This window comes from Williamsia sp. Y712 (assembly GCF_059445525.1).
Window position 1 is genome coordinate 1,399,843 of the sequence record NZ_JCAIUN010000001.1, and the last position, 26,760, is coordinate 1,426,602.

Sequence of the window (26,760 nt, forward strand, 5' to 3'; positions counted from 1 at the left end):
CCGCCGATAGTGCCCTCTTGACGAGACCCACCTGGGGTTTCGTTCGCCAAAAGGGCACAGTATCGGGATCGGGTGGGGGCTATTTTTTGATGAAGTCAAGGATGTCGGCGTCCAGGACTTTTTGGTAGTCGCCGTAGATGCCGTGCGGGGCACCCGGGTACACCTTCAGCGTGCCGTTGCGGACCAGCTTGATCGACTTCTCGGCCGCAGCGACGATCGGCACGATTTGATCGTCGGCGCCATGGGCGATCAGCATCGGTACGTCGATGGCTTTGAGGTCTTCCGTCTGATCGGTCTCGGAGAACGCCTTGACACAGTCATACGCAGCGGTGAGATTCGCCAGCATGCTCTGGCGCCAGAAGTCGTCCTTGGCACCCTGCGACACTTTCGAACCCTCGCGGTTGGCGCCGAAGAAGGTCGCGCTCAGATCCTGGTAGAACTGCGATCGGTCGTTCAGGAGTCCCTCGCGGATGCCGTCGAAGACCTCGATTGGTGTGCCCTCGGGGTTGTCTGGGGTTTGCACCATGAGCGGAGGGATCGCGCCTGCGGTGATGACCTTGGCGACCCGGCCTTTTCCGTGCTGTGCGGCGTACCGGACGACCTCGCCGCCACCCGTCGAGTGCCCGACGAGGATCAGGTCGGTGAGGTCCAGCGCCTCGACCAACTCCGCCAGATCCTTTGCGTAGGTGTCCAAGTCGTTGCCGGTTCCGGTTTTCGACGAGCGGCCGTGACCCCGGCGATCGTGTGCGATCGCGCGATATCCGGCGTCGGCGAACAGCTTGATCTCGACCTGCCAGGCGTCGGACGACAGCGGCCAGCCATGGCTGAGCAGAACCGGCTGTCCGGTGCCTTGTTCGGTGTAGTAGATCTCGGTTCCGTCGGTGGTGGTGATGTACGGCATGGTGTCCTCCTTGGTTGGTGTTCCGTTTACTTCTTTCTTTCTTCTTTCGTGAAACCAATGTTGGTCGATCGTGGTGGTGATGTCGTCGCTGCTGGCGCCCAACTCCGCAGGGTGCTGGCCGGTGTGGACATGTACCTGCTAGCCGGTAGTCGCGGGCTGAACCCTGCCCGGTACCGGGATTCGGGCGGTCAGCGTGGTGCCGATACCCGCTGGGCTTGACACCGTGAAGACACCGTTCACGGCCTCGATGCGGTCGCGTAGGCCGACAAGTCCAGAACCGTTGTCGGGCTGCGCATTTCCGGATCCGTCGTCGGTCACCATCAGGTCCAGGGTCTCGTCGTCGACCATCGCGATGACCTCGACCCTGGATGCCTGCGCGTACTTCGCGGTGTTGGTCAGCGCCTCCGCGACGACGTAGTACGCGGCGACTTCGACGGTGTCGGGCAGGCGTCCGTCGATTCGGACGGTCAGTGACACCGGTACTGCCGAACGGCGGGCAAGTGTCTTCAGCGCCGGACCGAGGCCACCTCGCGACAGGATCGCCGGATGAATGCCGCGAGAGAGCTCTTGCAGATCTGTGTGGACCAGGGACAGGGTGTCGACTATGTCGTCCAGACGACTTCGGAGATCGGGCCGGTCGTGCGGGATCGCGGCCTGGGTGCTGCGCAATTGGAGTCCGAGTGACACGATCCTTTGCTGGGCGCCGTCGTGCAGATCCCGCTCGATCGCGCGTCGCGCCTGATCGGCCGCCGCGATGACGCGCGCCCGGGAGCGGGTGAGCGCGGAGCGTGACTCGTCGTTGTAGACCGCTGTGGCCACCAGTTCTGCGAAATCGTTGAGGCGCATACGGATGTCCGCGATCGGAGCACGCTCGCGAATCCCGATGACGATCGCACCCCAGGTCCTGCCCTCCACGGTGATCGGTACACCGATGCCCGAACTGATGCCGCGCGCATGAAGCCGTGCGGCGATGGGGCCGGTGGCCTCTGCGTAGTCGGTCACCTCGATGTCGCCAGACGCGAGGACCCTTGTGGAGATGTTGTTCCCGCCGAGTTCGAGTCGTTCGCCGACGGTCAGGTCGGCGCCTGGATCAACGGCACCACTGTCGCGTGCGGCGAGGACCAGGCAGTATCCATCCCCGGTGAAACCGACGATGGACACGTATTCGGCGCCGAGTTCGTCGGCGAGTTCGTCGGCGACTGCCGCGTACACGTCCTCCGGTTTCGTCCGCGAGGCAACGAGGGTGGCGACCCGGCGAAGCGCCGCCTGCTGTCGGCCCAGTGCGACCGTCCGCTCGTAGAGGACCTCACGATCCTGGGCCGCGGCCAACAGGGCCTCCAGGCCAGGAACCATCCGCCGTATCCGCAGCAGATCGGCGGCAGCGAGATCGGCGGGCACGAGCAGTGACCCGATCGGGCGCTCGTCGTCGCGCAGCGCAATGTGCCGCTGCGTCGAGGTACTCGGTTCTTCGTCGGTGGTGATGACAGCTCCGGGTGGCGGAAGCTCGAGTACGTCGGTCAGCCGCGCGCCGGCGGCGGTCAATGCCTGCGGGAGATCCGCTGCCCGCAACACCGTCCGAGCCAGCGCTGCGGACAGATCGGCTTCCCTTCGGCGCTGATCGGACTCGAGTGCACGCAGACGAGACTGTCCGACAAGTAAATTGGTGAGCAACGCCAAGATCAGGAACACCACGACCGCCGGACCCATGCTCTCGGTGCTCTCACTGGCGTGGAACCACGCGTACGCGACAGTGCTGGCGACCGACGTGACCACGGCGAGCCCGAATCCCCACCGCGCGGACACCACGAGGACACCGAACAGGAACACCGCGCCGAACGCATTCTCCGGCGCGAGCTGTTTGAGGAGGTGTACAACGGCCACCTCAACTGCGATGAAGATGACCGCGGTGGCAATGCCCCAGCCCAGCGGCGGCGCGGTGGGACGCAACACCAGGGCTGCGATCCGATCCCACTGTGATCCGTGGTCGATGTTCCGGCTAGCGGGAATGTTTCGGCCGACGTCTTCTGCCACGCTGAACAGTGTGGACGATCCTGACCGTATGCGCTGCATCATCGTGGATGACAGCGCTGCCTTCTGCGCTGCCGCCCGCGGCACCCTCGAAGCCGCCGGTATCACGGTCGTCGGGACTGCGACCACCTCAATCGATGCGGTGGAGATGGCGCAGACGTCCGTGCCCGACGTCGTTCTGGTCGACATCGACCTCGGCGGCGAAAGCGGCTTCGATGTCGTAGAGGCGCTGGCCGCTTCTGCGCGTCCGCCCGCGACGATCCTGATTTCCACTCACGACGAAGACGAGTTCGCAGACATGGTCGAGGCGAGCCCGGCGGTCGGCTTCATTCCGAAGTTCGCGCTGTCCGCGGACCGAATCCGGCAGGCACTCGCGGTCGCGAGCTGATGGGCCCGCAACCGCGGATCAGGTTGCGGCGTCGAGGTACATGATCACCGCGCGCACGCGACGGTGGTCGTCCGGTGTATCCGCCAGATCGAGTTTGGTGAGGATGCTGCGAACGTGCTTTTCGACGGTGCCTTCGGTGATCCACAGCCGACGCCCGATCCCGGCGTTCGAGAGCCCCTCTGCCATCAAGGTGAGTACTTCGCGCTCGCGCGCACTCAGCACCTCGAGTGGGTCGTCGCGGCGACGGGCGGCGACGAGTTCGTGGACAAGCGCCGGATCGATCACCGACGCACCGTTCGCGATGCGCCTGACCGTGGCAACGAAGTCGTCGACGTCGGTGACCCGGCTCTTGAGCAGATATCCGATGCCGCGCCCACGGTCGAGAAGGTCGAGGGCATGGTCGACGTCGATGTGGGCCGACAGCAGAAGGATCGCCACGTCGGGGAAATCGGTACGGAGCCGTTGCGCCGCCTCGAGGCCTTCGGCGTTGTGCGTCGGCGGCATCCGGATGTCGACGATTGCCAATTGCGGAGGATCAGCCCGTACCAACGTGAGGAGGTCCTCACCGGTCCCGGCCTGGCCGACGATCTCCAAGCCGGCGCCGGACAGGAGACTGGCGAGACCTTCACGCAACAGAACGTCGTCATCGGCGATCATCACGCGCAAAGTCATCGGCGGAGATTATCACCCGGCACGGGTGCTACCGCCAGAAGACGAAGAGCTGCCAGCCCCACGAGGCCAGAGCCCGGTCTGCGCCACCGAGTTCGAAGATCCCGTAGACGATGTCGAAAAAGATCCGGTTGAGCGCGGGTATGAACAGCAGCACGAAGATCAGCAGAAAGCCATACGGCGCAATCGGTTCCACCGAACGCCGCGTCTGATCCGAGAGGTAGGGCTCGATGATCCCGTAACCGTCGAGGCCGGGGATCGGGAGCAGATTCAGCAGGGCCGCGGTGATCTGCAGGATCGTGAGCATCGACAGTGCCGACCAGAAATTCAGTTCGGGCACCAGCGAGAACAGGTCTTGGCTGCCGATCACCACCAGCAAAATCACACTCAGTGCGATATTGGTCAACGGTCCCGCGGCCGAGACCAGGCTGCGTTGGGCTTTCGTGAAACCGGCCTGGTTGATGTACACCGCACCACCGGGAAATCCGATGCCGCCCAGGATGATGAACAGCAGCGGCAGACCGAGGGAGAGCCCCGGATGTGCGTACTTGAGCGGATTGAGTGTCAGGTAGCCGCGCAGCTCGGCGCCACGGTCACCGAATTTGAATCCGGTTACCGCGTGGGCGAATTCGTGCAGGCACAGCGAGATGACCCAGCCGCCGATCACCATCAGCAAGGCGCCGAAGATGGCGGTCGGAGTTCGTTCGCCACCGGCATTCCACAGGATCACCCCGCCGAGGACCGTGGCCGCGACGACGGCCAGGAACACCGGTCCCGGCCGGACGGCGCGGGCGAGCACCCCGATGGTCCCGGGCGTCACGGCCGCACCAGATGCCAGTTCTGCTGGTGCCGGTAGAACGTCGAGCGTTTGGTCGGGCGCGGCGCGGTGATGCCGTCGCGTTCGACGATCAGCGCGGGCGCGCCGGTCTGTGCTGCCCGACCGACATGCCAGCGTGAGCGGAAGCGTTTGTCCAGACGTGCGCGCACCCCGGGCATCTCGGCGATCGGTTCGACCACCACCGCCTTGGCCTTGCCCCGGACCAGCAGTGTGCTGTCGACGTAACTCTCGCCGTCGAACTCGTCGTCGACACCTCGTTGACGGGCCGTGCCGAGCAGGACGATCGCCATGTCGTCGCGGACCAACGGTACCTCTGAGGCCGTCCCCTCGACGGCCAGTGCGGCAGCTCGCCTTCCGCTGGGTAGGCCGTAGACGCCGGAGGCGGGCGTCGAGAACGGGAGGACGAGGGCGACCTCGACGTCGAGTCGCTCGAGGAGCATCAGGCGGCCGATCACCGCGGCGCAGAACGCGTCTGGCAGTTCGGGCCCGGCCACCAGGACCAGGCGCTTCACCGCCGGGTCCGTCAACGTCGAGGTCAGGGCGGAGATGATCGGCGCCCGCTCGCGCGTGGTGCGAACCGCTTCAAAACCTTCCGGGATCAGGTCGGCTGTGGCCGACTCCTCGGCAATGACCCGCATAGACTCCGCGGCAATCACCCGTACATCTGTTGGTCGCACTCGGTCCTCGCTCATATCCGGTGGACCCACCTGTCCCACGCATTCACCTATGGGCGATCCTACTGATCGGAAGTCTGTGCCGAATTGCGAGCCATCACGGCGTGCGGAAGGTCCGGTCACGGATATCCGTTCGTGACCAAGTAGGGTTGACCCACGGTTCGGTGTCGCATCTGGCGTGTACCGGCCGGAAGGAGCGCGTACATGCCTGCGATCGTGCTGATCGGCGCCCAATGGGGCGATGAAGGTAAAGGTAAAGCCACCGATCTCTTGGGTGGTCGTCTGCAGTGGGTGGTGCGGTACCAGGGCGGAAACAACGCCGGGCACACCGTTGTCCTACCCAACGGCGAAACCTTCGCCCTGCATCTGATCCCGTCGGGGATCCTGACCCCCGGCGTCAAGAACGTCATCGGTAACGGTGTTGTTGTCGACCCCGGTGTGCTGCTGACCGAACTCGGGGGACTCGAAGATCGCGATGTCGACACCTCGGGTCTGCTGATCTCTGCCGATGCCCACCTGCTGATGCCGTACCACGTGGCCATCGACAAGGTCACCGAGCGGTTCCTGGGTAACAAGAAGATCGGCACCACCGGACGTGGTATCGGTCCCTGCTACCAGGACAAGATCGCCCGCGTCGGTGTACGAGTCGCCGATGTGCTGGACGAGAGCATCCTGACCCAGAAGGTCGAGGCCGCACTCGAGATCAAGAACCAGATCCTCACCAAGATCTACAACCGTCGTGCCCTCGAGCCTGCGAAGGTGGTCGAAGAGGTTCTCGGCCAGGCCGAAGGTTTCAAGCACCGCATCGCCGACACGCGACTGCTGCTGAACCAGGCGCTGGAAGCCGGTGAGACCGTGCTGCTGGAAGGCTCGCAGGGCACCCTGCTCGACGTCGACCACGGCACCTATCCGTTCGTCACCTCGTCGAATCCGACAGCCGGTGGCGCGTCGGTCGGTTCCGGTATCGGGCCGACCCGCATCACCACGGTGCTCGGAATCCTCAAGGCGTACACCACCCGCGTGGGATCGGGACCGTTCCCCACGGAACTGTTCGATGAGTGGGGCGCCTACCTGGCCAAGACCGGCGGCGAGGTCGGTGTCACCACCGGACGCGCCCGTCGTTGTGGCTGGTTCGACGCGGTGATCGCCCGGTACGCCACGCGTGTCAACGGAATCACCGACTACTTCCTGACCAAGCTCGACGTCCTCTCCAGTCTCGACACCATTCCGATCTGTGTCGCCTACGAGGTCGACGGACAGCGGGTGGACGAGATGCCGATGACCCAGACCGGTTTTCATCACGCCAAGCCGATCTATGAGGAAATGCCCGGCTGGTGGGAGGACATCTCCAATTGCCGCACCTTCGAGGAGCTGCCGAAGAACGCACAGGATTACGTCCTGCGCCTCGAAGAACTCTCCGGTGCCTACTTCTCTTGCATCGGCGTCGGTCCGGGCCGCGACCAGACCATCGTTCGTCGCGAGATCATCTGATCCGAGTTTCGAACACAGGCCGCCGGTCAGCATTTCGCTGATCGGCGGCTTCTGTTTTGTTCGGCGACGATCCCGATGCTGGGACGATCTTGCGAAAACATCCCACCCCTGAAGTCTACTGTGATACAAATCACTATCGAGCAGTCAGTGTTGACTGTAATCAACGGGGGTTGAGATGGAATCAACGATCAAAAGGGAGATGTCGCGGAGGTCGCTGCTGAAGGGGGTCGGTGTCGCCGCCGCCGCCGGTTCGGTGGCGATGGTGGTTCCGTCGCCGGTCGGTCCGGAGGCCCGAGGGGTGCCACCGGTCGGCGGCCCGCGGCGAGAGGTCGCGGTCTTCGGCGGTGGCATGTCGGGCCTGACCGTCGCCCACGAGCTGATCGAACGAGGCTTCTCCGTCGCGGTCTATGAGCCGGCCTTTCTCGGCGGCAAGGCCCGCAGTATGGACGTGCCGGGACCGGTGTCCGGTGGTCGGCAGGCATTGCCCGGCGAACACGGCTTCCGCTTCTTTCCCGGCTGCTATCAGCATGTGCCCGACACGATGTCGCGTATCCCGGTCGCCGGCGGTTCGAACGTGCGTGATGCCCACCTGATCAATGTCGAAGGTGCGGTCATCACCTTCGACGACCCCGGCTACGCGCCGGTGGTCGCACCGCAGTCGCTCGACGGGATGATTCAACATGCCGGGGCGGTCACCGATCTGGAGAACGTCCGCAATGCGCTGACCCTGGGTCTGGCGCTCACCGGGGACATCCCGCCTGCTGAACTGGCCTATTTCGTCGGCCGCGAACTCGTCATCGCGACGAGTTGCGAGGAGCGCCGCATCGGGCAGTGGGAAAAACAGTCGTGGCTGGATTTCGTCAAGGCAGAAGGCAAGTCGAGTTCGTATCGTAAGTACCTGGCCCACGCCCTGACCCGGGCGACGGTCGCGGCCAAGGCAGAGATGGGCTCGGCGCGCACGATCGGGCAGATCGGCTTGGCGTTGGCCACCTCGGCAACCGGGTTGATCGGGCAATACGACGCCGACCTCGTCGGCGGGGGCGTCGACCGGATTCTCAACGCACCGACCAATCATGCCTGGATCGACCCCTGGGTCGAGTATCTGAAGGCCCGTGGCGTCCGGTTTGTGATGGGCCAGGGCACAACAGGTTTCGACGTCACTGATGGTCGCATCGTCGGAGCCCGGGTGGGTGGCGATGGCGGGGCAGGCGTGGTCACCGCGGACTGGTATGTCGCTGCCATGCCGTTGGATCGGCTCAAACCACTGCTGCAACAACCGATCCTGTCAGCCGCCCCCGAGTTGGAAGGAATCACTGCCCTGCAGGACGACTGGATGGTCGGGATCCAGTACTTCCTCTCGCGACGATCCGACCTTCCGCCCAGTCATATTGCCGCCCTTGGCACCCCCTGGGCGCTGACCGGGCTGTTCCAGGCCGCACCCTGGGAGGTGGACTTCGGTCGAAAGTACGGCGACGGCACCGTCCACGACTGCCTGTCGGTCGACGTCTCCGACTGGGACACCCCCGGCATCCTCTATGGAAAGACCGCCAAGGCATGCACCAGAGACGAGATCGCCAGGGAGGTCTGGGCTCAGCTGAGCCGGGCGATGAATCGTGGTTCGACCCCGATACTGCGGGAGAGCGAGGTGCTGAGTTGGCATCTCGACCCCGGGATCACCTGGTCGCCCACCATCTCCAACGCGACACCGCTGATGGTCAACACCGCCGACTCCTACCGGAATCGACCGACCGCCGACACCGCGATCGGAAACCTCTTCATTGCAGGCGATCACGTCAGAACCAACATCGACCTCGCGACCATGGAGGGCGCCAATGAATCGGGCCGCCGGGTCGCCAACGCGATCCTGGCCGCCGCGGGAAGCAGTGCCGCACAGGTGCCGGTGCTTCCGTTGTGGGAGCTGCCGCTTCTCGACCCGTTCAAGCAGGTCGACCGCGACCGCTACCGCGCCGGACTGCCGCACATCATGGACGTCTGAGGGCGTTAGTATCTTGCCATGACGGGCCGGGACGAACGCAGCTCCGGCACAAACGAACTCGTCCACCGGAGTGCAAAGGGCACCAGAAGTCGCAATCAGATCCTCGATGCCGCAATCGATGTGCTGATCGCCAAGGGCTACTCGGGGGCCAGCACGCTGGCGATCCAGGAGGCTGCGGGGGTTTCGCGCGGCAAGCTCCTGCACCACTTCCCATCCCGCGACGACCTCCTGATGGCCGCAGTTCATCATCTGGCCCGCGTCCGGATCGAAGAGTTGCCCAAGGCGATCGATTGGCCCGACGACCCGACGGAACGGATCTCGCTGGGCGTCGACATCGGATGGTCGACGTTCCATCAGCCCTACTTCGTGGCATCGATGGAACTGTGGACCGCGGCGCGGACCAATGAGAGGCTCCGCAGCGCGCTGTTGCCTGCAGAAAAGGAACTCGGACCCACGGTCCGGGCGGCGGTGGCCTCATTTCTGGGGCCGTCGCTGACCGCGGCCCCAAGGTATGGGCAGCTCTATCCGATCCTGCTGTCGAGCATGCGTGGCGCTGCGACCACATATCTTCTCGACCGCCGCAGTCCGCTGGACGATCCGCACCTGCCGCTGTGGAAACAACTGACCGCCGACTATCTGCTTGACCACTGAGTTACGCCTGCACCCCGCCGTTGCCGGTAGATTGCGGAGGTTGATGAATCGGTAGGGGGTCAGGCGTGAGGTTTCCCGGACAGGAATCGGACTTCGGTTCGGTGTTGCTGGGCTCTGCGACCGAGACACCCCGCCGCCAGCGCATCCGGATCCAGTTGCTGATCACGGTATCGGTACTGACCGCCAACGCGATCGGTGCCGGGATCGCGATCCTCCTGGTGGTGATCGGGATCCCCGAACCGAGTGTGCTCGAACCGGAGTTCTGGTGGGTCAACTTCATCGTGGCCCCGGTTTATGTGGCCGTGGCGTTCTGTTTCGGCTGGGCGTTCGGCACGGCCAGGGTCCTGCGGCACCTGCGATGGGCGCTCCGCGACGAGCGGCCCACACCGCAACAGGCGCGATGGGCGTTGCGGGCCCCATGGGTGCTCACCCGGATGCAACTTCTCCTGTGGTTCATCGCCGGAGTCCTGTTCACCCTCTGCTACGGCACCCTGGACCCCGAACTCATCCCGAAGATCGCCCTTGTGGTCGGACTGTCCGGCGCGGTGGTCTCGGCCATCTCGTACCTGTTGGTCGAGTTCGCGCTACGGCCGGTGGCGGCGCAGGCGCTCGAAGCCGGCTACCCCGGCATCAAGCGACGTAGCCGACTACGGACCCGGGTCATGCTGAGTTGGGTTCTCGGCTCGGGCATCCCCATCGTCGGGACGATGCTGGTCGCGTTCTTCTCCGTCTTTCGGGACACCACCAGCAAAACCGATGTCTTCGTGGCGGTGATGGTGCTCGGTGCCGTCGGCCTGTTCACCGGCTTCCTGCTCAACTACCTCAGCATCAGCGCGATCAAGGCGCCGGTCGGATCGGTCCAGCAGGCGATGACCAAGGTCAGCGCGGGCGACAACGACGTCCGGGTGGTCGTCTACGACGGAACCGAATTGGGCGACCTGCAACGTGGTTTCAACCTGATGGTCGAAGGGCTCGGGGAACGTGAGCGGATGCGTGATCTGTTCGGCAGGCACGTCGGCCGGGAGGTCGCCGAAGCCGCGCTGGCCCAGAATCCCGAACTCGGTGGCGCCGAGCGCTATGTGGCCGTCGTTTTCGTCGACGTCATCGGGTCCACCATGCTCGCGGCATCGCGGCCCCCGGATGAGGTCGTCGCGCTTTTGAACAAGTTCTTCGCGGTGGTCGTCTCGGCGGTCGAATCGCATTCGGGCCTGGTCAACAAATTTCAGGGTGATGCGGTGCTCGCGGCGTTCGGTGCGCCACTGGAATTGGCCGACCCGGCGACCGCTGCGTTGTCCACGGCCCGCGAGATCTCCGAGCGCCTGTCCGGCGAGATCCCCGAACTCGCCGCCGGGATCGGCGTGGCGTACGGATCGGTGGTCGCCGGAAATGTCGGGGCCATAGAGCGATTCGAGTACACGGTGATCGGTGATGCCGTGAACGAGGCGGCGCGGCTCAGCGAGTTCGCCAAACGGGACCCGACCCGGCCGGTGGCCTCCGGGCGGGCGATCGCATCGGCGACCGAGCGCGAGGCCGCGTACTGGTCGCGATTCGAATCAACTCTGCTGCGCGGACGTTCGGAAGAAACCGAGGTCTATGTCGCTGCGGGCGGCACCGATGTCTATGCCACATATGCGACCGGAGAGGCCGGACACGATCAGCGGAGCCGGGGATGAAACCGATCCGCAGATCGGCGATGCACCGGCTCATCAAACCCGCCGACGTGATGGAACCGGTCGAGGATCTGTGCCCGGAACTTGCGGCGGCACCCACTGATCCGGCGCAGGATCCGGTTTCCGAGCGTGCGCTCGACGGGGACACGGCGGTCTGTGCGGACTGTGCTGCCGACGGTGTGAACCATCCGGCGTCGCTGCGCAGATGCCTGACCTGCGGACATGTCGCCTGCAGCGACTCGAGCCCACAGCGGCATGCGACCAGGCATTTCGAGATGAGCGGGCATCCTGTGATCCGTTCGGTGGAGCCCGGCGAGAGTTGGCGCTGGTGCTATCTACATGCGCGTATGGGCTGATTCGGCTTCTGGGGCCGGATTTGATCGCCTTCGACCGGGTCTACCTGTGCAGTTGGTGAGCCCGCAGGGGTTAGCCTTGGACACGTGACTATCAGCAACTCGGAATCCGGCGTCGTGATCAATTCGGTGCCGCAGCGGATCGGTACGCCGTTGTCGCCCGGTGCCACCAAGGTGATGCTGCTGGGCGCAGGCGAACTGGGCAAAGAAGTTGTGATCGCGTTCCAGCGCCTTGGTGTCGAAGTTGTTGCTGTCGATCGCTACCCCGATGCGCCCGGCCACCAGGTTGCGCATCGTTCGCACGTCGTCAACATGACCGATCCCGTTGCCCTGCGCGCGGTGATCGAGGCCGAACGCCCCGACTTCGTGGTGCCAGAGATCGAGGCGATCGCGACGGAGGTCCTGGTCGAGATCCACGAAGAAGGATTCACCGAGGTCATCCCGACAGCCCGGGCAACCGCGCTGACGATGAATCGCGAAGGAATCCGCCGTCTCGCAGACGAACGCCTGGGTCTTCCCACATCGCCGTATGCCTTCGCCAACTCTGCCGATGAGATCCGGGCCGCGACCGCCCGCGTCGGATTCCCGTGCGTAGTGAAGCCGGTGATGTCGTCGTCGGGCAAGGGCCAGAGTGTGGTTCGCGGCCCCGACGAGATCGACAAGGCCTGGGACCATGCGGTCGCCGGTGGCCGAGTGAAGGGCGGCCGTGTCATCGTCGAAGGTTTTGTGGACTTCGACTACGAGATCACACTGCTCACCGTCCGCGCGGTCGATCCGGCAACGGGCAAGTTGGGCACCTACTTCTGTGCCCCGATCGGGCACCGGCAGCACAATGGCGACTACGTCGAATCCTGGCAGCCACAACCGATGAGCGAGACCGCGCTCGGTGGCGCCACCTCGGTGGCCGCCCGGATCGCGGCGGCGCTCGGCGACGGTCACCTCGGTGGCCGTGGCATCTTCGGGGTCGAGATGTTCGTCAAGGACGATGACGTCTACTTCTCCGAGGTCAGTCCGCGTCCGCATGACACCGGTCTGGTAACCCTTGGGACACAGCGTCTCTCGGAGTTCGAGATGCACGCCAGAGCCATTCTGGGACTGCCTGTCGACGTCACGCTGGCCTCGCCGGGGGCGTCCGCGGTGATCTATGGCGGACTGGACGAACCGGCGATCGCATTCGAGAATGTTGCTGCCGCACTTGCTGTTCCGGAAACCGATATCCGGCTGTTCGGCAAGCCGGAGAGTTTCGCCCGACGCCGGATGGGTGTGGTGATCGCGACTGCCGACGACGTTGCGACCGCCCGCCAGCGGGCCACCGCGGCAGCGCGACTGGTGCGGCCCGTCAGCACCGCAGCCATGGCGCGCCCGCAACCGCCGGTGCAGGCGCCACCGGAGCCCATGGCTCCGGGCGACGCGGGCCAGACCCGGATCACCCGCCGCCCACCGGCAGCGGCCCGGCCTCAAACACCTCCGCCGCCACCGCAATCCCCGCCACAGGCCCCCGCGAAGCAGTCCCCGACGCCGCAATCACTTCCGCCGCAGACTCCTCCGTCGTCGGGGCAGCCGCCGCAGGTGGGCCTGAGCAAGCCGTCATCCACCGTCGACAACAACCGGTAACGGAGATCCTCGAGTGCCATTCGCTGGTGAGCTGCTCGTTGCTGTCATCATCTTCATCGGGCTCTGCGGTGTGGTGGTGCCGGTACTGCCCGGACTGACCCTGATCATCGCCGCAATCGCCGTGTGGGCGTTTGTGGTCGGCGGCTGGGCCTGGCTGATTTTCGCGATTGCCGCCGGCTTTCTGGGCGGCGCCGCGGTCGTCAAGTACCTGATCGCCAACAAGTCGATGGCGAACTCGGGGGTGCCGGGTCGGACCGTGATCGCCGGTGGCCTACTCGGGATCGTCGGGTTCTTTGTCGTCCCGGTGATCGGCCTGATCATCGGCTTTGTTCTCGGTGCATTCCTGGCCGAATGGTGGCGCTGCAAGGACATTCGCGGCGGATGGAACGGCGCGGTGGCAGCGACGAAAGCGGCCGGGGTGGCGATGATCATCGAACTCACCGGAGCCCTGCTCGCGGCATCGCTGTGGCTGGGCGCCGCGTTCGCGTTCTAGCCCTTCGGCATCGGCTTTCGACGACCGGCTACGTCTTGCGGCCGATCGGTACGATCATCGGGCCGCCCGACACCGGGTCTGTCAGGACCTGGGACCGCAGTCCAAAAGCCGCTTCCAGAAGATCTGTGGTGATCACCTCGGCTGGGGTGCCTTCGGTGATGACCTCGCCGTCGCGCATCACGATCAGCCAATCACTGTAGCGGACAGCGAGATTCAGGTCGTGGAGCACCATGATGACGGTCTTGCCGTGCTTGTGGCACAGGTCGTCGACAAGGTCGAGGACGTCGATCGAATGTGACAGGTCGAGGTAGGTGGTCGGCTCGTCGAGCATCACGATGTCAGTCTGCTGGGCCAGGGTCAGTGCTATCCACACGCGCTGCCGTTGACCACCGGACAATTCGTCGATGGTCCGGTCGGCGAGGTCGGTGCAGTTGGTCTGTTCCAGCGCCTGCGACACCGCGATCTCATCGGCGGGCGACCACTGGCGGTACCAGGACTGGTGGGGATGGCGGCCACGTGAGACCAGGTCGGAGACGGTCAAACCCTCTGGGGCGACGGGGTTCTGGGGTAGCAGGCCGATGATGCGTGAGACATCCTTGGTGCGCATCGACGAGATGTCGGCGCCGTCGAGCAGGACGGTTCCGGCGGTGGGTTTGAGCAACCGCACCAGTGACCGCAACAGCGTCGACTTCCCGCAGCCGTTGGGGCCGACGATGGTGGTGACCTTGCCGTCGGGGATGGTGATGTCGAGGCCGTCGATGACCGTGCGATCGCCGTAGCCGACCTGAAGGCCGGTGGTCGCGATCCGCGCTGAATTCGGCTGTGAGAAGGCGGCGCTCATACCGAGGCCTTTCGATTGATCTGGATCATGAGGTAGATCAGCGCGGGGCCGCCGATACCGGCGGTGACCACGCCGACCGGGATGCCTGCGGGCATCACGGTGCGGCAGAGCAGGTCGCTGCCGATCACCAGAGCGGCTCCGGTGAGTCCCGATGTGATCGGGCCGGGTATCTCGGCGCGGGTCAGTCGCATCGCGATCTGGGGCGCCAGGAGGGCGACAAACGCGATCGGCCCTGCGGACGAGACACACACCGCGGCAACGATCACTGCGACGATCAGAACTATTGCCGAGACGAGATTGGCCCGGACACCGAGGCCGCGGCACACGTCGTCGCCGAGGCTGATCAGGTTCAGGTTCCGGTTCTGCATGCAGACGATCGCGATGGCCGGGACGAGCACGATCAGTGGGGGCCACACGGCGGACCATCCGGCCCCGGACACCGAACCGACAATCCACAGTTGGGCTCGTTGCACCTGATCGATGTCGGCGCGGGTGAGCAGGTACGCGATCAGCGCCTGCAGGCCCCAGGTGATCGCGACGCCCACCAGGACCAGCCGGATCGGATCGATCCCTTTGCGCCAGGTCAGGACGTACATCAGCGCAGCGGTGGCCAGGCCGCCGAACAGTGCGGCCGTTGCCAATCCGAGGTCGGCGAGCCACGACGCCCAGGTCGATCCGAAGGCGATGACGGCGACGGCCGCGGCGCTGGCACCGGAGGTGATGCCCAGCATGTCCGGGGTGGCCAGGGGATTGCGTGCGATCACCTGGGTCAGTGCGCCGGACATGCCCAACCCGAACCCGACCAGAAGACTCACCAGTCCGATCGGCAACTGGGTGTCGAAGACGACAACGTTCTCGGCGCGGGTGCCGCCGCCGAGCAGGATTCGGCCGACGTCGACGGTGCTCATCGGGAAGTCGCTGGTTCCGATGCTGATCGCGAAAAGGAGCAGGGCCAACGCGGCCAGGAGTACGCCGACCCCGGTTGCCAAGGGCCGCACCACGAATGTTCCGCCGGCAACGCGCACGACGGTTCGGCGCAGATGATTGGTCGGTAGCGGTGTGGCTTCCGCGGGCGAGGACTTTTCCGGCGGGACCCCCGACGCGTCCTTGGTGGGTGCACTCATACGGCCACCAACTTCTTTGCGCGGACCAGGGCGATGAAGAACGGGGCGCCGACCGCGGCGAGCACGATGCTGGCCTGCACCTCACCCGGACGGGCGATCATTCGTCCGATGACGTCGCAGGCGATGAGGGAGACCGCACCGATGAGGGCGGAGTAGGGCACGATCCAGCGGTAGTCGGGCCCGGTGAAGAACCGGGCCACGTGGGGTGCCACCAGGCCGAGGAACACGATCGGTCCGCAGGCTGCCGTCGCTGCACCGACCAGCAGGGTTATGGACGCGATGCCGACGATCCGAACCTGCAGGATCCGGGAGCCCAGCGCCTTCGTCATGTCGTCGCCCAGCGACAGGATGTTCAGGAAGAATCCGCTCGCGAGCGCCAGGATCAGGCCGGGGATGACGAAGGGCAAGGTGGCATAGATGACGTCGGTACCGCGTCCGGCGATCGACCCGACCTGCCAGAACCGCCACGCCTCCAGCGACTTGGAGTCGACGAGCACGATCGCCGAGGTGATCGCGGTCAGCATCGCGGTCAAACCGGTGCCTGCGAGGATGAGCGTCAGCGGGCTCGCGCCCTTGCCCACCGAAGCGAGGAAGAAGACCAGGCTGGCGGCGATCAGCGCACCGATCAGGCCGAAGCCCATGTACTGGATCGGGGTGGTGATCCCGAGGATGTAGACGCCGGTCACCACCGCACACGCCGCACCGGCGTTGACGCCGAGGATTCCCGGGTCCGACAGTGGGTTGCGAGTGTGTCCCTGGGTGAGGGCACCGGCGGCGCCGATCGACAGGCCGACGATCAACCCGAGGATGGTGCGGGGGAGTCGGAGGTCCTGAACGATCCCGACCGCGTCGCCTGCGCCCGGCACGTTGTCGGCCCACAGGGCATCCCAGACCTCGCCGATCGGGATCACCCGCGAACCGATCGCGATGGACAGCACGCAGACCACGATCAGCAGAGTCAGCAGCAGCACCAGACCGGACGTGCGGCGCGTCTTCTTGCTCACGGGAGGTGCCCTGTCTTGTCCGGGGGTAACCGCGGTTGTGCCGCGTATGAACAGTTCTGGCGAGGGTAACCTAACCTGCTCTTGCCGACGGAGTCGAGTCAAGCTCTCGTCAACCAACGGTAACGAAACGATAACGATGAGCGCATAACTTACTTCTCAGTCAATTCTTGGCTAACGCTCAGGCGTCCGGGTCCGATTCATCCCCCAAAGCCACGTTGTGGTGCCACCAAAGGAGTGAAGATGAAGCAGAAGTTCATTCGCGCCGCCGTCGCTGCGGCCGCAGCAGTCGGAATCGCCGCAGGCAGTGCAGTCGCCACGGCACCCGCGCAGGCTGCCCCCGTTGGTCCGGTCGACCTCGATCTGACCGGCGGCGTGTACTGCTCGTTCGGCAAGCCGGGCGACCCGTGGGTCAACTCCTGGTACATGGTGCGCTGGATGGAGGTCAAGGCATACGGTGCCGACTTCCCCAACGTGACCCTGCAGGAGTTCAACGGGGCACAGAAGTTCACCCCGAAGCTCAAGAAGAACGAGACCCTGCGTATCGAGACCAAGTGGTTCGGCTGCTTCCCGAGCTCGATCTCCGGTTACACCATCTCGAGCAACATCGATCCGCTGCAGAACAACATCGGATTCTGGGCGAACATCCAGCGTCGCGACAACACCCCGGACGACGACGTCGCCCCAGTCGCCCCAGCCGCCTAGAAAAATCCGCGCCACCTACCTGCGTTCGCACCGGTTGCAACCGGTGCGAACGCAAGTAAGTGGCGCGGGTTTTTGGTTGAGGGCTTGCGCTTGACGTCGCGTCAACCGGCAGTGTGGTCTTCGACCAAGGAGGTCGACATGGACCACCCGATCGGTGCCATCGCCCGCAGTTCCGGTGTCACATCACGGACGCTGCGGCACTACGAACAGATCGGTTTGTTGAGCCCGTCACGAATCGGGCCCGGCGGACTGCGGTTCTACGACTCCGCTGCGATCGTCCGACTGCAGCGGATTCTGCTGCTGCGCGAGCTCGGACTTCCGCTCACCCGGATCCGCGAGGTGCTCGGTGGTGATCAGTCGGTGCTCGAAGCGCTGATCGAGCATCAGGCCGCGTTGCGTATGCGGCGCGATCAGATCGATCAGCAGATCTCCTCGGTCGGCTACACCATCAGCCAACTCGAGAAGGGACTCGACATCATGCCGACAGACGCCTTTGCCGGATTCGATCACACAGTGCACCGCGAGGAGGTCGAAAAGCGTTGGGGCACGGACGCTTACCGACGATCGGACCGTTGGTACCGCTCGCTGGGTGACAACGAGCGCCAAGACTTCGCTGCCGAACACGACGCCGTTGCCGCCCGTTGGATCGCACTCGTCGAGGCCGGAGCCGACCCGTCCGATGAACCCGCTCAGATCAACGCCCGCCGGCATATCGCCTGGTTACGGAAGAGCGGTGCGCCCGTATCCGGCGAATACCTCCGCGGACTCGGCCAGATGTATGTCGATGATGCGCGATTCGGTGCCCACTACGCGCCCGCGGGCGCTGACCATCGCCGGTACGCCGAATTCGTCAGGGACGCTCTGGTGTTGGCCGAATAAAATCCGCGCCACCTACCTGCGTTCGCACCGGTTGCAACCGGTGCGAACGCAAGTACGTGGCGCGGATTATTGGTTGTGGGGCCTCAGTCCCGATTCACCTTGTGGGGTTCTGAGGCGGCGAACATTTCGTCGCGTTCGACGACCTTGACGCGGTCGCGGCCTTCGGCGGCACCGAGGGCGCGTTCGTGTTCATCGAGGCGGTACCAGCCGTCCCAGGTGGTGAAGGCGACGTTTTTGTTGTCGAGGTATTTGATGATGGCGTCTTCGCCGGGCTCGGCCGGGTCGAGGAGTTTGCCTTCGCCCATGTCGTCGAGCAGGCAGTCGACGGTCTCGTTGGCGTCACCCTTGGTGTGGCCGATCAGGCCGACGGGGCCACGTTTGATCCAGCCGGTGGTGTACATGCCGGTCATGTGAGCACCCTGGTCGAAGATCCGGCCGGCTTCGTTGGGGATGACGCCGGCCTGGTCGTCGAACGGCAGCTGGGGCAGGTTGTCCGACAGATAGCCCACCGCGCGGTAGACCGCACCCAGGTCCCAGTCGGTGAACTTGCCGGTGCCGCGGACGTTGCCGGTGCCGTCGAGTTCGGTGCGTTCGGTCCGCAGTCCGACAACTTTGCCGTCCTCACCGAGGATCTCGGTTGGGGATTCGAAAAAGTGCAGGAACAGTTTGTGCGGACGGCCCTTGGGGTCGCGGATCGCGTACTGCTCGATGATGGTGGCGACCTGATCGGTGATCTTGCTCGATCGCCGGGCGACGGTGGAGCCTTCGTCGTAGTCGATGTCTTCGGGGTTGACGATCACATCGATCGTCGGCGAATGGTCGAGTTCTTTGAGCTCGAGCGGGGTGAACTTGGCCTGGGCCGGTCCGCGGCGTCCGAAAACATGGACCTCGACGGCCTTGTTGGCCTTGAGGCCTTCGTAGACATTGGCCGGGATCTCGGTCGGCAGCAGTTCGTCGCCGGTCTTGGCGAGCACGCGCGCCACGTCCAGTGCGACGTTGCCCACACCGATGACGGCGACCTTCTCCGCTTCCAGCGGCCAGGTGCGGGGGAAGTCTGGGTGTCCGTCGTACCAGGCGACGAACTGGGCGGCGCCGTAGGAACCGTCGAGGTCGATGCCGGGGATCTGCATGGCGCGGTCGTCGGTGGCGCCGGTGGAGAAGATCACCGCGTCGTACATCTGCTGCAGGTCTTCCAGGGCGATGTCGCTGCCGAAGTTGACGTTGCCGATCAACCGGATCTGTGGCTTGTCCAACACTTTGTGCAGGGCGGTGATGATGCCCTTGATCCGGGGATGATCGGGGGCCACGCCATACCGGATCAGCCCGAACGGGGCAGGCATCCGCTCGAACAAATCAATCGAGACACCACGGTCTTTGGCTTTGTCCGACTTCATCAATGCGTCGGCGGCATAGATACCGGCGGGGCCGGCACCGATGATGGCCACGCGAAGCGGGCGGTTCTGATCGCTCATGAGTCGCAGTTGCTTTCTCGTGCGGAGAGTTCAGGCGGGCGTCACCGACGCGGACCTGGGGTGGCTACTTCCTCCCCACGGTAGGCGCTGGACCTGGCCGGAACCAAAAACGTGGGTTTGATGGTCAGTCAAGTAAGGGTTGGCTGACCAAAAATCTTGTTAACCGTCTCACGGTGGTGGCAGGTCGGGCAAATACGAGCGATAAGCTCGCGGCCATGGCAGGAAGCGACTCCGCAGCCGACCGTAAGCGGTCGGGTGGGGGCAAAGAGACAGAACCAGAAGTTTTTGACGACGAGCGACGGACAATCTGGCCGTTCCTTGTGGCCGCCGCGATCATGGTCGTGGTCCTCGGTGCGATCGTCCTCATGCAGGTACTTCGCCCGGCGGAGGATCGGCTGACGGACCAGGCGAAAGTCACCCACACCGTCAACGACTACTACACGGCCCAGAACGCGATCAATTACACGAGCTACCGTGCCGTTTTCTGTACCGCCGAGCTCGAGTCCGCGGACTTCCCGACCCAGGAAGAGTTCACCACCGAGTACCGCGCCGCGCGTGATGCCGAAGGCAAGATCGAGGTCGGCAACATCTCGGAGACCGTCGTCAACGGCGATCGGGCCACGGCCAACGTGCACTGGTTCCGGGAACAGAAGAGCGAAACCACCATCACCCCTATTGTTCTGGTCAAAGAGGACGGCAACTGGAAGGTGTGCGCATGAGCTACGCAGGCGATCTGACCCCCCAGGAGGCATGGAAGATCCTCGACGAGGATCCGACGTCTGTGCTCGTGGACTGTCGGACTCAGGCCGAGTGGAGCTACGTGGGCGTACCGGATCTGTCCGGTATCTCCAAGAAGGCGATCCTCATCGAATGGGTCAGCTTTCCTGATGGTGCCCGCAACGCCGATTTCGTGGGGCAGCTGCGTGAAGCCGGTGTCCAGGACGACCAGCAGGTGGTGTTCCTCTGCCGGTCCGGGCAGCGTTCGATCGGTGCAGCCGAGGCCGCGACCGCCGACGGGGTGGCCAAGGCGTACAACATCCTCGACGGTTTCGAGGGTGCGACCGATCCGGACGGACATCGCGGTGCGGCCGGATGGAAGGCAACCGGCCTCCCGTGGCGACAATCGTGACCCCGGCGAGAAGATTCAAGACAACATATTGCGCACGATGGAGGACGAGTTGAACGCCAAGCTGCCCGAGGGACTTTCGCCCGAGACCCTCGCTGTGCGCGGAGGCCTCATGCGGTCCGGTTTCGACGAGACCTCCGAGGCCATGTACCTGACCTCGGGGTACGTCTATTCGTCCGCAGCTGCGGCCGAGCGGGCTTTCACCGGTGAAGACCAGCGATTCGTCTACTCCCGCTACGGCAACCCGACCGTGGCCATGTTCCAGGAGCGGCTCCGTCAGCTCGAGGGTGCCGAGGCGTGTTTCGCCACGGCCAGTGGCATGGCGGCGGTCTTTGTGGCGCTCGGTGCGCTGCTCAAGGCGGGGGACCGGCTGGTGGCGGCGCGCAGCCTGTTCGGTTCGTGCTTTGTCGTGTGCAACGAGATCCTTCCCCGCTGGGGCATCGAAACCGTCTTTGTCGACGGCGAAGACATCGAACAGTGGGAACAGGCACTGTCGAAGCCGACCGACGCGGTGTTCTTCGAGACCCCGTCGAACCCGATGCAGACCCTGGTCGACGTGGAGCGTGTCTGCGAACTCGCCCACGCCGCCGGTGCACAGGTTGTGCTGGACAACGTCTTTGCGACCCCACTCCTGCAGAGTGGCCTCGAGCTCGGTGCCGACGTGATCGTGTATTCGGGCACCAAACACATCGACGGCCAGGGCCGGGTGATGGGTGGGGCCGTGCTCGGGAGCAAGGAGTACATCGACGGTCCGGTGCAGACCCTGATGCGGCACACCGGTCCGGCGCTGAGCCCCTTCAACGCCTGGACGTTGCTCAAGGGACTCGAGACGATGCGGTTGCGGGTCGACCATTCGACTGCCGCGGCACTGCGAATCGCCGAATTCCTGGAAGCCGATCCGCGGGTGGCGCGGGTGAGATATCCGTTCCTGCAATCACATCCGCAGCATGATCTGGCGAAAAAGCAGATGTCGGGTGGTGGCACCGTGGTGACGTTCGAACTCGCCGACACGGGCGCGGCATCCGGAAAGGCGCGGGCGTTCGAGTTGCTCGACGGTCTGCAGATCGTCGACATCTCGAACAATCTCGGGGACTCGAAGTCGTTGATCACGCACCCGGCCACCACCACCCACCGCGCGATGGGACCCGAGGGCCGGGCCGCGATCGGGTTGTCCGATTCGCTGGTCAGGCTGTCGGTCGGATTAGAAGGTGTGGATGATTTGTTGAAGGATCTGGACAGGGCCCTGTAGGGGAGTCGCACGACTCCACCGAGGTCGTCATCGGAGAAGGAGGGTGGCATCTTTCACTCCCTGGCGGATTGGGTCATCTCGATCGTGCAGTCAACGCCGCCGTGGGCGGTGTACCTCGTGGTCTTCATCGTCATCTACTGCGAGGCGGCCGCGCTCCTGGGCCTGATCATGCCTGGTGAGACGATCCTGCTCGCCGGTGGCGTGGCTGCCGCCGTCGGCGAGACCAACATCGTGTGGCTGATAGTCGGTGCGTGCGTTGCGGCGGTACTCGGTGACTGGACGGGCTATTCCATCGGCCGCAGATCGGGCGGCCGCATCACCGAAACCCGCTTCGGTGGGTGGGTGGGGCAAGAACGCTGGCAAAAGGCCGAGGAACTCATCCGCCACGGCGGGGTCGCCACCGTGATCGGCGCGCGCTGGATTGGATATGTCCGCACGGTCACCCCGTTTGTGGCCGGGATGAGCAAGATGCCCACGCGCCAATACTTGCTCGCGAACGTGTTCGGCGGGGTCGTCTGGGTGACCGCGGTGTGCATCGTCGGATATGCGGTGGGCGAGACGGTCGGGGCGACGCTGATGTTCTATCTGGCAGTTGGTGCCGGAGCGCTCATGCTCACCTACTTCGGCTTTCGCTGGTGGCGACACCGGAGTAGGTCACAAAAGTCCTCTGCCAGCGCGGAATAACATTCACGCCGGGTTAAAGAGGTTCGACATTTGACACGGAAATCAAATGCGCTGCAATGTGGTTATCGGTGATGAGTGTCAGCGTCAAGCCCCGGCTTGCTGGCCGGCAACCCTCCATTCGCGGCGGGGTGCTCCGGGTGACAACCTGGCCGGTGTCTGTTCGGACGGCGGCAAGCGCGGACTCCGGCGGAGTCCTGATCCGAAGGGATGCGGGTGACAAGCTCCTCCACCAGTGATGTCAGGGAAGAAATCGCCCGGTTAGTGAAGGCACGCCCGACCGATCGAGTTCTGTTCGCGTCCGATCTCGCCGAGGCCGTCGCACTGGTCGCCGGTGTAGCACCCGGCGACGTCCTGACACTCGATCTGGACGCCGACCTCGCGGCCACCACCACCGACGGTGCTCACCGTGTGATGCCTGCGCAGGTCGATCTGAGGACCACCCTTGCCGCGGTGGATAGTGAACTCGAACGTCGGCCTGCCGCACTCCTGATCGTCCCCGCAATCGCCGAGGCCACCGGCGAAGTTCTGCCACTGCCCCCACTCGCCGCGATCGCGCATCGACGCGGCGCGCGACTGCTCATCGACGGTAGCGAGCTCGTCACCCGGCGGGCCGTCAACCTCACCAGCCATGGAATCGACTACCTGGTGTTGTCCGGCCGGTCCGTAGCGGGCCCGGCTGTGGTTGTCGGTCGCGGCGACTGGCTCGCCGACTGTGCCGACGCCATCAGTCCCGGTCATTCCCCGGCCAGCGCGTTCGCCGACCTCGGATACGAGTGGGTCGGTCGCCATGAGCAGGCATTGTCGCAGTGGCTCGACGCCGAGGTGGCTCGGATTCCAGGTATCCGCCGGCTCCAGTTGTGGCCCGATGCCCGGGACCGGGTGGGAATCGCCTCGCTGACCGTTGCGGGCCACCCCGACCCCATAGTCATCCGCTGGGGTGCCGGCACCAGCATCGATGAGCTTGCCCGGCAACTGAACTCAATCACCGAGAATGTTTTCGAGCAGGAGAAGTCATGACCGAAACCAGTCGCGCCGCCACCCCACGGACGCGTCCCGAACTGCTGGTTGCCATCGACGGTGACGACCACCCGATCGCCTGGAGCGGGCGCCGTCCGGCCGATGCGCGGAGTTCGGCGGTCCGTCGGATCCGCCAGCCGGACCTGCGGGGCGGCATCAAGGAGCGGGCTGCGTTGCGCGCCGGATGGCAGGACCTCGGCGAGGATCCCGCGGATCTGCTGGTGGCGTTGGAGATCGACGTGGTGATCGCCGAAGATGCGGCCACCGCTCGGGCCGAGCTCCTCCGGCTCGGGGAGTCGCGATTCGGCGACACCGTGCGCTATGTCGGCACCGCCAACGGACTCGTGACGCTGATTGTCGACGTCTACGCCGCCGAGGTCGCCGATGCGGTCATCCTGCGGCCCCTCGACCAGGGACGAACAGGAGATCGGCCCGGCTCGGCGCAACTCATCGCCGATCAGGTGCTGCCCGGACTGCTCGAGCGGGCTGCGGCAGCCTGATCCCGCCCACCACGCCTGCCGTCAGGCGTGGTGAGGGGAACGGTCGATCAGCTCTCGCCGTTTTCCCAGCGGTCGACGATCCGTGCGCGAGCATCCTCGGTCAGCGAGCCGTACAACCGCAGTCTTGCCATGCCGCCGTCGGGGAAGATGTCGAGGCGGGCCTCGGTCATCGGTCGATCGACGTCGATGAGGAACCGGTGACGGGTGTCGGGTTGCAGGGGCGATCGGCCCAAAACGTCGAACCACTCACCGTTTTCGCCGTCTCGGCCACGAATCGTCGCCGACCCCGGCGCATTTCCCAGGAAGTAGCTGGTGTCGAGTTCGGCGAGTCCGATCGTCGATTCACCGGCCAATTTGACCTGGACCCAGTCGTTTCCGTCGTCCCGTCGACGCGAGGTCTCCCAGCCTTCGCCCATCGTGCGGGCCCGGCCGGGCATCAGGAGATTGTTCGGGGAGCCATAGAACATGTTGGAACAGGCGGTGATCATGCCGCCGTTCTCGAGTGCGGCCAGGTCAAAGTGTCCGTAGGACAAGAACTTCGGATCCGGGACGCCGCGACCGTGCACGCGGAATCGCGCCACGCCACCGTCGGGATGGATGGTGAGCCGCACGTGGGTGAAGCGGTCCTTGGAGTCCACCCGGAACGGATTCTGGGTATCGCCGTTGACCTCCACGCGATCGACGATCGTCTGCCACTTCGTGTTTTCCAGCAGCTCCTGGGTGGTCGGAATACCTTCGACCGCAGCAGCTTCCACCGAAATGTACGGCGGGTAGTTGCCGACGAACCAGGACGTGTCGACCACGACGCCGTAGATGATGCCGGGTACGCCCAGGCGCACGATGGCCTGGTCAACGCCTGCTTCACGTCGTCGCCGGGTCTCCCAGCCGTCATAGACCTGACCCTTGTGTCCGAACGTCGCCGGTTGATATTCGGCGGCGGGCGTCTTGATGAGGTTCTCGGCCTCGGCGAAGAGGTCGTCATTGGTCCAGAGGACCGCGCCGCCGAGAGCGCGTAGAGCCAAGTCTGGCATCGAGGTGAAATGGGGGCGCGAGTTCGGCGGGGATGGAGTCACGACTCCCCAGGCTAGTGGCACGGTGGATCGGGTGCGACTCGTCGGCGGTGGGTTCTTGCGTAAGCTCCGCGGCGAGGGCCATACTCTCACGCAACAACTAGTTGCATGTCGAAACTCGTTGAACTTTGAGAAGGATCATGTCGGAGGAGACACCGTCGCGAGACGATCAGATTGCGGATCTCATGGAGGTCCTGGCGAGGCACCTGCGGGTTCGTGACCGTTTGGCGGCAACGCGATGGCGTACCGCGGACGACGCTGTCGAATCTGCGGCCTACCACTGTCTGTTTCGGCTGAATCGGGCGCCGGCACGCTCAGGTGAATTGGCCGAGGCACTGTTCAGTGACCCGTCGACCATCAGTCGTCACGTCGCCCAGCTGGTCAAACTCGGTTATGTGCGGCGCGAGGCCGATCCGCGTGACGGCCGGGCCACCATCCTGGTGGTCACCGAAACCGGTGCGCAGCGGGTCGCCGATTTCCGAACCCGGCGGGCCGAGGAACTCGAGACGATGCTGGCCGATTGGGATGACGGTGACGTGGAGACCCTCACCGAACTGCTCGGGAGATACGTCAGCTCTGCAGAACGCAGCCTCATCGAGGCCAACGAGTCGCCTGCGGACCGCGCCCGGTCCTGAGACCGCCCCACACAAACCGAAAGGGCCCGACATCGCTGATGCGAGTCGGGCCCTTCGGTGTTTGTGTGGACGATCAGCCGCGAGACGGCTCGTTCGCCTCGTGCGGCTGCGAGGCCAGGCGTTCAATCGCTTCCTGCGCGATCTTCTCGGCCTCGGCCTTGCCGGTCCAGCCGCCGGCCGTGACGTCTTTGCCCGGCTCGAGGTCCTTGTAGTGCTCGAAGAAGTGTGCGATCGCCTGGAGTTCGAAGTCGTCGACGTCGCCGATGTCCTGGATGTGGTCCCAGCGGACATCACCGGCAGGCACGGCCAGCAGCTTGTCGTCGCCACCGGCTTCATCGGTCATGCGGAACATGCCGATGATGCGGGCCCGGACGATCACGCCGGGGTAGACGGACTCGGGGAGCAACACCATGGCGTCCAGGGGATCGCCGTCCTCGCCGAGGGTGTTGTCGATGTATCCGTAGTCGGCGGGATAACCCATCGATGTGTACAGGTACCGGTCGAGATAGATCTTTCCCGACTCGTGGTCCACTTCGTACTTGTTGCGTTGTCCCTTGGGGATCTCAATCGTGACGTCGAAGTCCACGTTGTACTCCTCGTGTGTTCTGCCTACCCAAAGTGTTCTCCGGTAGCCGGTCAGCAAATCGACTCAACGATACTGTGGAGACCTGTGCCCGCCGCGCGCGGCAAG

At 64.8% G+C, this 26,760-nt stretch carries 28 protein-coding genes and 1 riboswitch; of the genes, 17 read left to right on the forward strand and 11 right to left on the reverse strand.

The genetic code is table 11. The features are described from left to right. Positions 1-79: 79 nt before the first annotated feature. Together AC1D75_RS06570 and AC1D75_RS06575 are read right to left on the reverse strand one after the other, a co-directional pair. Positions 80-901 carry an alpha/beta fold hydrolase gene (locus AC1D75_RS06570; RefSeq protein WP_495514482.1) on the reverse strand — a complete coding sequence of 274 codons (822 nt, stop codon included), beginning with the start codon at positions 899-901 and terminating at the stop codon, positions 80-82. Positions 902-1,039: 138 nt separating this feature from the next. After that, positions 1,040-2,932, reverse strand: a complete 1,893-nt coding sequence (locus AC1D75_RS06575; RefSeq protein ID WP_495514483.1) for a sensor histidine kinase — start codon at positions 2,930-2,932, stop codon at positions 1,040-1,042. Between the two features lie 10 nt (positions 2,933-2,942). On the opposite strand from AC1D75_RS06575, the gene AC1D75_RS06580 reads away from it, so the two are divergent. Further along, complete coding sequence (locus AC1D75_RS06580) at positions 2,943-3,317, forward strand: LytR/AlgR family response regulator transcription factor (protein ID WP_495514484.1); 375 nt, start codon at positions 2,943-2,945, stop codon at positions 3,315-3,317. An 18-nt stretch (positions 3,318-3,335) separates the two neighbouring features. Here the strand turns inward: AC1D75_RS06580 and AC1D75_RS06585 are convergent, their stop codons facing one another. From AC1D75_RS06585 to AC1D75_RS06595, 3 genes are read right to left on the reverse strand one after another with little or no spacing between them, the layout of a single operon-like run. Beyond that, positions 3,336-3,989 (reverse strand): response regulator, encoded by a 654-nt coding sequence (locus tag AC1D75_RS06585; RefSeq protein WP_495514485.1) that lies wholly within the window; start codon positions 3,987-3,989, stop codon positions 3,336-3,338. Between the two features lie 28 nt (positions 3,990-4,017). After that, positions 4,018-4,806, reverse strand: coding sequence for a site-2 protease family protein (locus AC1D75_RS06590; RefSeq protein WP_495514486.1), 789 nt, complete (start codon positions 4,804-4,806; stop codon positions 4,018-4,020). Further along, a complete protein-coding gene (locus AC1D75_RS06595; RefSeq protein WP_495514487.1) occupies positions 4,803-5,462 on the reverse strand; it encodes a hypothetical protein in 660 nt (219 codons plus the stop codon). The genes AC1D75_RS06590 and AC1D75_RS06595 overlap by 4 nt, the downstream gene beginning before the upstream one ends. 240 nt (positions 5,463-5,702) lie before the next feature. Between AC1D75_RS06595 and AC1D75_RS06600 the strand changes: the two genes are divergently transcribed. The 7 genes from AC1D75_RS06600 (at position 5,703) to AC1D75_RS06630 (ending at position 13,766) form a co-directional block, all read left to right on the forward strand. Then, the gene (locus AC1D75_RS06600; protein ID WP_495514488.1) at positions 5,703-6,989 is read left to right on the forward strand and encodes an adenylosuccinate synthase; all 1,287 of its coding nucleotides are present in this window, start codon (positions 5,703-5,705) and stop codon (positions 6,987-6,989) included. Between the two features lie 175 nt (positions 6,990-7,164). Continuing rightward, complete coding sequence (locus AC1D75_RS06605) at positions 7,165-8,985, forward strand: hydroxysqualene dehydroxylase (RefSeq protein ID WP_495514489.1); 1,821 nt, start codon at positions 7,165-7,167, stop codon at positions 8,983-8,985. An 18-nt stretch (positions 8,986-9,003) separates the two neighbouring features. Continuing rightward, complete coding sequence (locus AC1D75_RS06610; RefSeq protein ID WP_495514490.1) at positions 9,004-9,636, forward strand: TetR/AcrR family transcriptional regulator; 633 nt, start codon at positions 9,004-9,006, stop codon at positions 9,634-9,636. A 65-nt stretch (positions 9,637-9,701) separates the two neighbouring features. Continuing rightward, positions 9,702-11,309 carry an adenylate/guanylate cyclase domain-containing protein gene (locus AC1D75_RS06615; protein WP_495514491.1) on the forward strand — a complete coding sequence of 536 codons (1,608 nt, stop codon included), beginning with the start codon at positions 9,702-9,704 and terminating at the stop codon, positions 11,307-11,309. Then, positions 11,306-11,662 carry a UBP-type zinc finger domain-containing protein gene (locus AC1D75_RS06620; protein ID WP_495514492.1) on the forward strand — a complete coding sequence of 119 codons (357 nt, stop codon included), beginning with the start codon at positions 11,306-11,308 and terminating at the stop codon, positions 11,660-11,662. Before AC1D75_RS06615 ends, AC1D75_RS06620 begins: the two co-directional genes overlap by 4 nt. A gap of 174 nt (positions 11,663-11,836) precedes the next feature. Beyond that, positions 11,837-13,273, forward strand: a complete 1,437-nt coding sequence (gene purT, locus AC1D75_RS06625) for a formate-dependent phosphoribosylglycinamide formyltransferase (protein WP_495515996.1) — start codon at positions 11,837-11,839, stop codon at positions 13,271-13,273. Between the two features lie 13 nt (positions 13,274-13,286). Beyond that, positions 13,287-13,766, forward strand: a complete 480-nt coding sequence (locus AC1D75_RS06630) for a DUF456 domain-containing protein (protein ID WP_495514493.1) — start codon at positions 13,287-13,289, stop codon at positions 13,764-13,766. Positions 13,767-13,794: 28 nt separating this feature from the next. Here the strand turns inward: AC1D75_RS06630 and AC1D75_RS06635 are convergent, their stop codons facing one another. From AC1D75_RS06635 to AC1D75_RS06645, 3 genes are read right to left on the reverse strand one after another with little or no spacing between them, the layout of a single operon-like run. Continuing rightward, positions 13,795-14,607, reverse strand: coding sequence for an ABC transporter ATP-binding protein (locus AC1D75_RS06635; RefSeq protein ID WP_495514494.1), 813 nt, complete (start codon positions 14,605-14,607; stop codon positions 13,795-13,797). Next, entirely contained in the window at positions 14,604-15,731 is a 1,128-nt protein-coding gene (locus AC1D75_RS06640; RefSeq protein ID WP_495514495.1) for a FecCD family ABC transporter permease, read from the reverse strand. The genes AC1D75_RS06635 and AC1D75_RS06640 overlap by 4 nt, the downstream gene beginning before the upstream one ends. Beyond that, positions 15,728-16,735, reverse strand: coding sequence for a FecCD family ABC transporter permease (locus tag AC1D75_RS06645; RefSeq protein WP_495514496.1), 1,008 nt, complete (start codon positions 16,733-16,735; stop codon positions 15,728-15,730). The genes AC1D75_RS06640 and AC1D75_RS06645 overlap by 4 nt, the downstream gene beginning before the upstream one ends. 240 nt (positions 16,736-16,975) lie before the next feature. Between AC1D75_RS06645 and AC1D75_RS06650 the strand changes: the two genes are divergently transcribed. Both AC1D75_RS06650 and AC1D75_RS06655 read left to right on the forward strand, forming a co-directional pair. Then, positions 16,976-17,437, forward strand: a complete 462-nt coding sequence (locus AC1D75_RS06650) for a hypothetical protein (RefSeq protein WP_495514497.1) — start codon at positions 16,976-16,978, stop codon at positions 17,435-17,437. A 138-nt stretch (positions 17,438-17,575) separates the two neighbouring features. After that, a complete protein-coding gene (locus AC1D75_RS06655) occupies positions 17,576-18,316 on the forward strand; it encodes a MerR family transcriptional regulator (RefSeq protein WP_495514498.1) in 741 nt (246 codons plus the stop codon). An 83-nt stretch (positions 18,317-18,399) separates the two neighbouring features. Here the strand turns inward: AC1D75_RS06655 and AC1D75_RS06660 are convergent, their stop codons facing one another. Further along, on the reverse strand, positions 18,400-19,788 hold the full coding sequence (locus AC1D75_RS06660; RefSeq protein ID WP_495514499.1) for an FAD-dependent oxidoreductase: 1,389 nt from the start codon (positions 19,786-19,788) through the stop codon (positions 18,400-18,402). A gap of 215 nt (positions 19,789-20,003) precedes the next feature. Between AC1D75_RS06660 and AC1D75_RS06665 the strand changes: the two genes are divergently transcribed. The 6 genes from AC1D75_RS06665 (at position 20,004) to AC1D75_RS06690 (ending at position 24,364) form a co-directional block, all read left to right on the forward strand. After that, positions 20,004-20,507, forward strand: a complete 504-nt coding sequence (locus tag AC1D75_RS06665) for an Rv0361 family membrane protein (protein ID WP_495514500.1) — start codon at positions 20,004-20,006, stop codon at positions 20,505-20,507. Continuing rightward, a complete protein-coding gene (locus AC1D75_RS06670; RefSeq protein ID WP_495514501.1) occupies positions 20,504-20,917 on the forward strand; it encodes a rhodanese-like domain-containing protein in 414 nt (137 codons plus the stop codon). The genes AC1D75_RS06665 and AC1D75_RS06670 overlap by 4 nt, the downstream gene beginning before the upstream one ends. Positions 20,918-20,954: 37 nt before the next feature. Continuing rightward, positions 20,955-22,163 carry an O-succinylhomoserine sulfhydrylase gene (locus tag AC1D75_RS06675; RefSeq protein WP_495514502.1) on the forward strand — a complete coding sequence of 403 codons (1,209 nt, stop codon included), beginning with the start codon at positions 20,955-20,957 and terminating at the stop codon, positions 22,161-22,163. A gap of 84 nt (positions 22,164-22,247) precedes the next feature. After that, entirely contained in the window at positions 22,248-22,847 is a 600-nt protein-coding gene (locus AC1D75_RS06680; protein WP_495514503.1) for a DedA family protein, read from the forward strand. Positions 22,848-22,914: 67 nt separating this feature from the next. After that, positions 22,915-23,030, forward strand: a riboswitch (SAM riboswitch). Positions 23,031-23,060: 30 nt separating this feature from the next. Further along, complete coding sequence (locus AC1D75_RS06685) at positions 23,061-23,864, forward strand: aminotransferase class V-fold PLP-dependent enzyme (protein WP_495514504.1); 804 nt, start codon at positions 23,061-23,063, stop codon at positions 23,862-23,864. After that, positions 23,861-24,364, forward strand: a complete 504-nt coding sequence (locus tag AC1D75_RS06690) for a hypothetical protein (RefSeq protein ID WP_495514505.1) — start codon at positions 23,861-23,863, stop codon at positions 24,362-24,364. The genes AC1D75_RS06685 and AC1D75_RS06690 overlap by 4 nt, the downstream gene beginning before the upstream one ends. A gap of 47 nt (positions 24,365-24,411) precedes the next feature. On the opposite strand, the gene alc is transcribed toward AC1D75_RS06690, so the two are convergent. Continuing rightward, positions 24,412-25,437, reverse strand: a complete 1,026-nt coding sequence (gene alc, locus AC1D75_RS06695; protein ID WP_495514506.1) for an allantoicase — start codon at positions 25,435-25,437, stop codon at positions 24,412-24,414. Positions 25,438-25,574: 137 nt separating this feature from the next. On the opposite strand from alc, the gene AC1D75_RS06700 reads away from it, so the two are divergent. Next, complete coding sequence (locus AC1D75_RS06700; protein ID WP_495514507.1) at positions 25,575-26,069, forward strand: MarR family winged helix-turn-helix transcriptional regulator; 495 nt, start codon at positions 25,575-25,577, stop codon at positions 26,067-26,069. Between the two features lie 73 nt (positions 26,070-26,142). Here the strand turns inward: AC1D75_RS06700 and AC1D75_RS06705 are convergent, their stop codons facing one another. Further along, entirely contained in the window at positions 26,143-26,655 is a 513-nt protein-coding gene (locus AC1D75_RS06705) for an inorganic diphosphatase (protein ID WP_495514508.1), read from the reverse strand. Positions 26,656-26,760 lie beyond the last annotated feature (105 nt).

Coding starts and splice junctions, on each gene's coding strand:
- AC1D75_RS06570 (WP_495514482.1), bottom strand. CDS start 901: ATGCCGTACATCACCACCACCGACGGAACCGAGATCTACTACACCGAA.
- AC1D75_RS06585 (WP_495514485.1), bottom strand. CDS start 3,989: ATGACTTTGCGCGTGATGATCGCCGATGACGACGTTCTGTTGCGTGAA.
- AC1D75_RS06595 (WP_495514487.1), bottom strand. CDS start 5,462: ATGCGGGTCATTGCCGAGGAGTCGGCCACAGCCGACCTGATCCCGGAA.
- AC1D75_RS06600 (WP_495514488.1), top strand. CDS start 5,703: ATGCCTGCGATCGTGCTGATCGGCGCCCAATGGGGCGATGAAGGTAAA.
- AC1D75_RS06605 (WP_495514489.1), top strand. CDS start 7,165: ATGGAATCAACGATCAAAAGGGAGATGTCGCGGAGGTCGCTGCTGAAG.
- AC1D75_RS06610 (WP_495514490.1), top strand. CDS start 9,004: ATGACGGGCCGGGACGAACGCAGCTCCGGCACAAACGAACTCGTCCAC.
- AC1D75_RS06620 (WP_495514492.1), top strand. CDS start 11,306: ATGAAACCGATCCGCAGATCGGCGATGCACCGGCTCATCAAACCCGCC.
- purT (WP_495515996.1), top strand. CDS start 11,837: ATGCTGCTGGGCGCAGGCGAACTGGGCAAAGAAGTTGTGATCGCGTTC.
- AC1D75_RS06635 (WP_495514494.1), bottom strand. CDS start 14,607: ATGAGCGCCGCCTTCTCACAGCCGAATTCAGCGCGGATCGCGACCACC.
- AC1D75_RS06640 (WP_495514495.1), bottom strand. CDS start 15,731: ATGAGTGCACCCACCAAGGACGCGTCGGGGGTCCCGCCGGAAAAGTCC.
- AC1D75_RS06650 (WP_495514497.1), top strand. CDS start 16,976: ATGAAGCAGAAGTTCATTCGCGCCGCCGTCGCTGCGGCCGCAGCAGTC.
- AC1D75_RS06655 (WP_495514498.1), top strand. CDS start 17,576: ATGGACCACCCGATCGGTGCCATCGCCCGCAGTTCCGGTGTCACATCA.
- AC1D75_RS06660 (WP_495514499.1), bottom strand. CDS start 19,788: ATGAGCGATCAGAACCGCCCGCTTCGCGTGGCCATCATCGGTGCCGGC.
- AC1D75_RS06665 (WP_495514500.1), top strand. CDS start 20,004: ATGGCAGGAAGCGACTCCGCAGCCGACCGTAAGCGGTCGGGTGGGGGC.
- AC1D75_RS06670 (WP_495514501.1), top strand. CDS start 20,504: ATGAGCTACGCAGGCGATCTGACCCCCCAGGAGGCATGGAAGATCCTC.
- AC1D75_RS06675 (WP_495514502.1), top strand. CDS start 20,955: ATGGAGGACGAGTTGAACGCCAAGCTGCCCGAGGGACTTTCGCCCGAG.
- AC1D75_RS06690 (WP_495514505.1), top strand. CDS start 23,861: ATGACCGAAACCAGTCGCGCCGCCACCCCACGGACGCGTCCCGAACTG.
- AC1D75_RS06700 (WP_495514507.1), top strand. CDS start 25,575: ATGTCGGAGGAGACACCGTCGCGAGACGATCAGATTGCGGATCTCATG.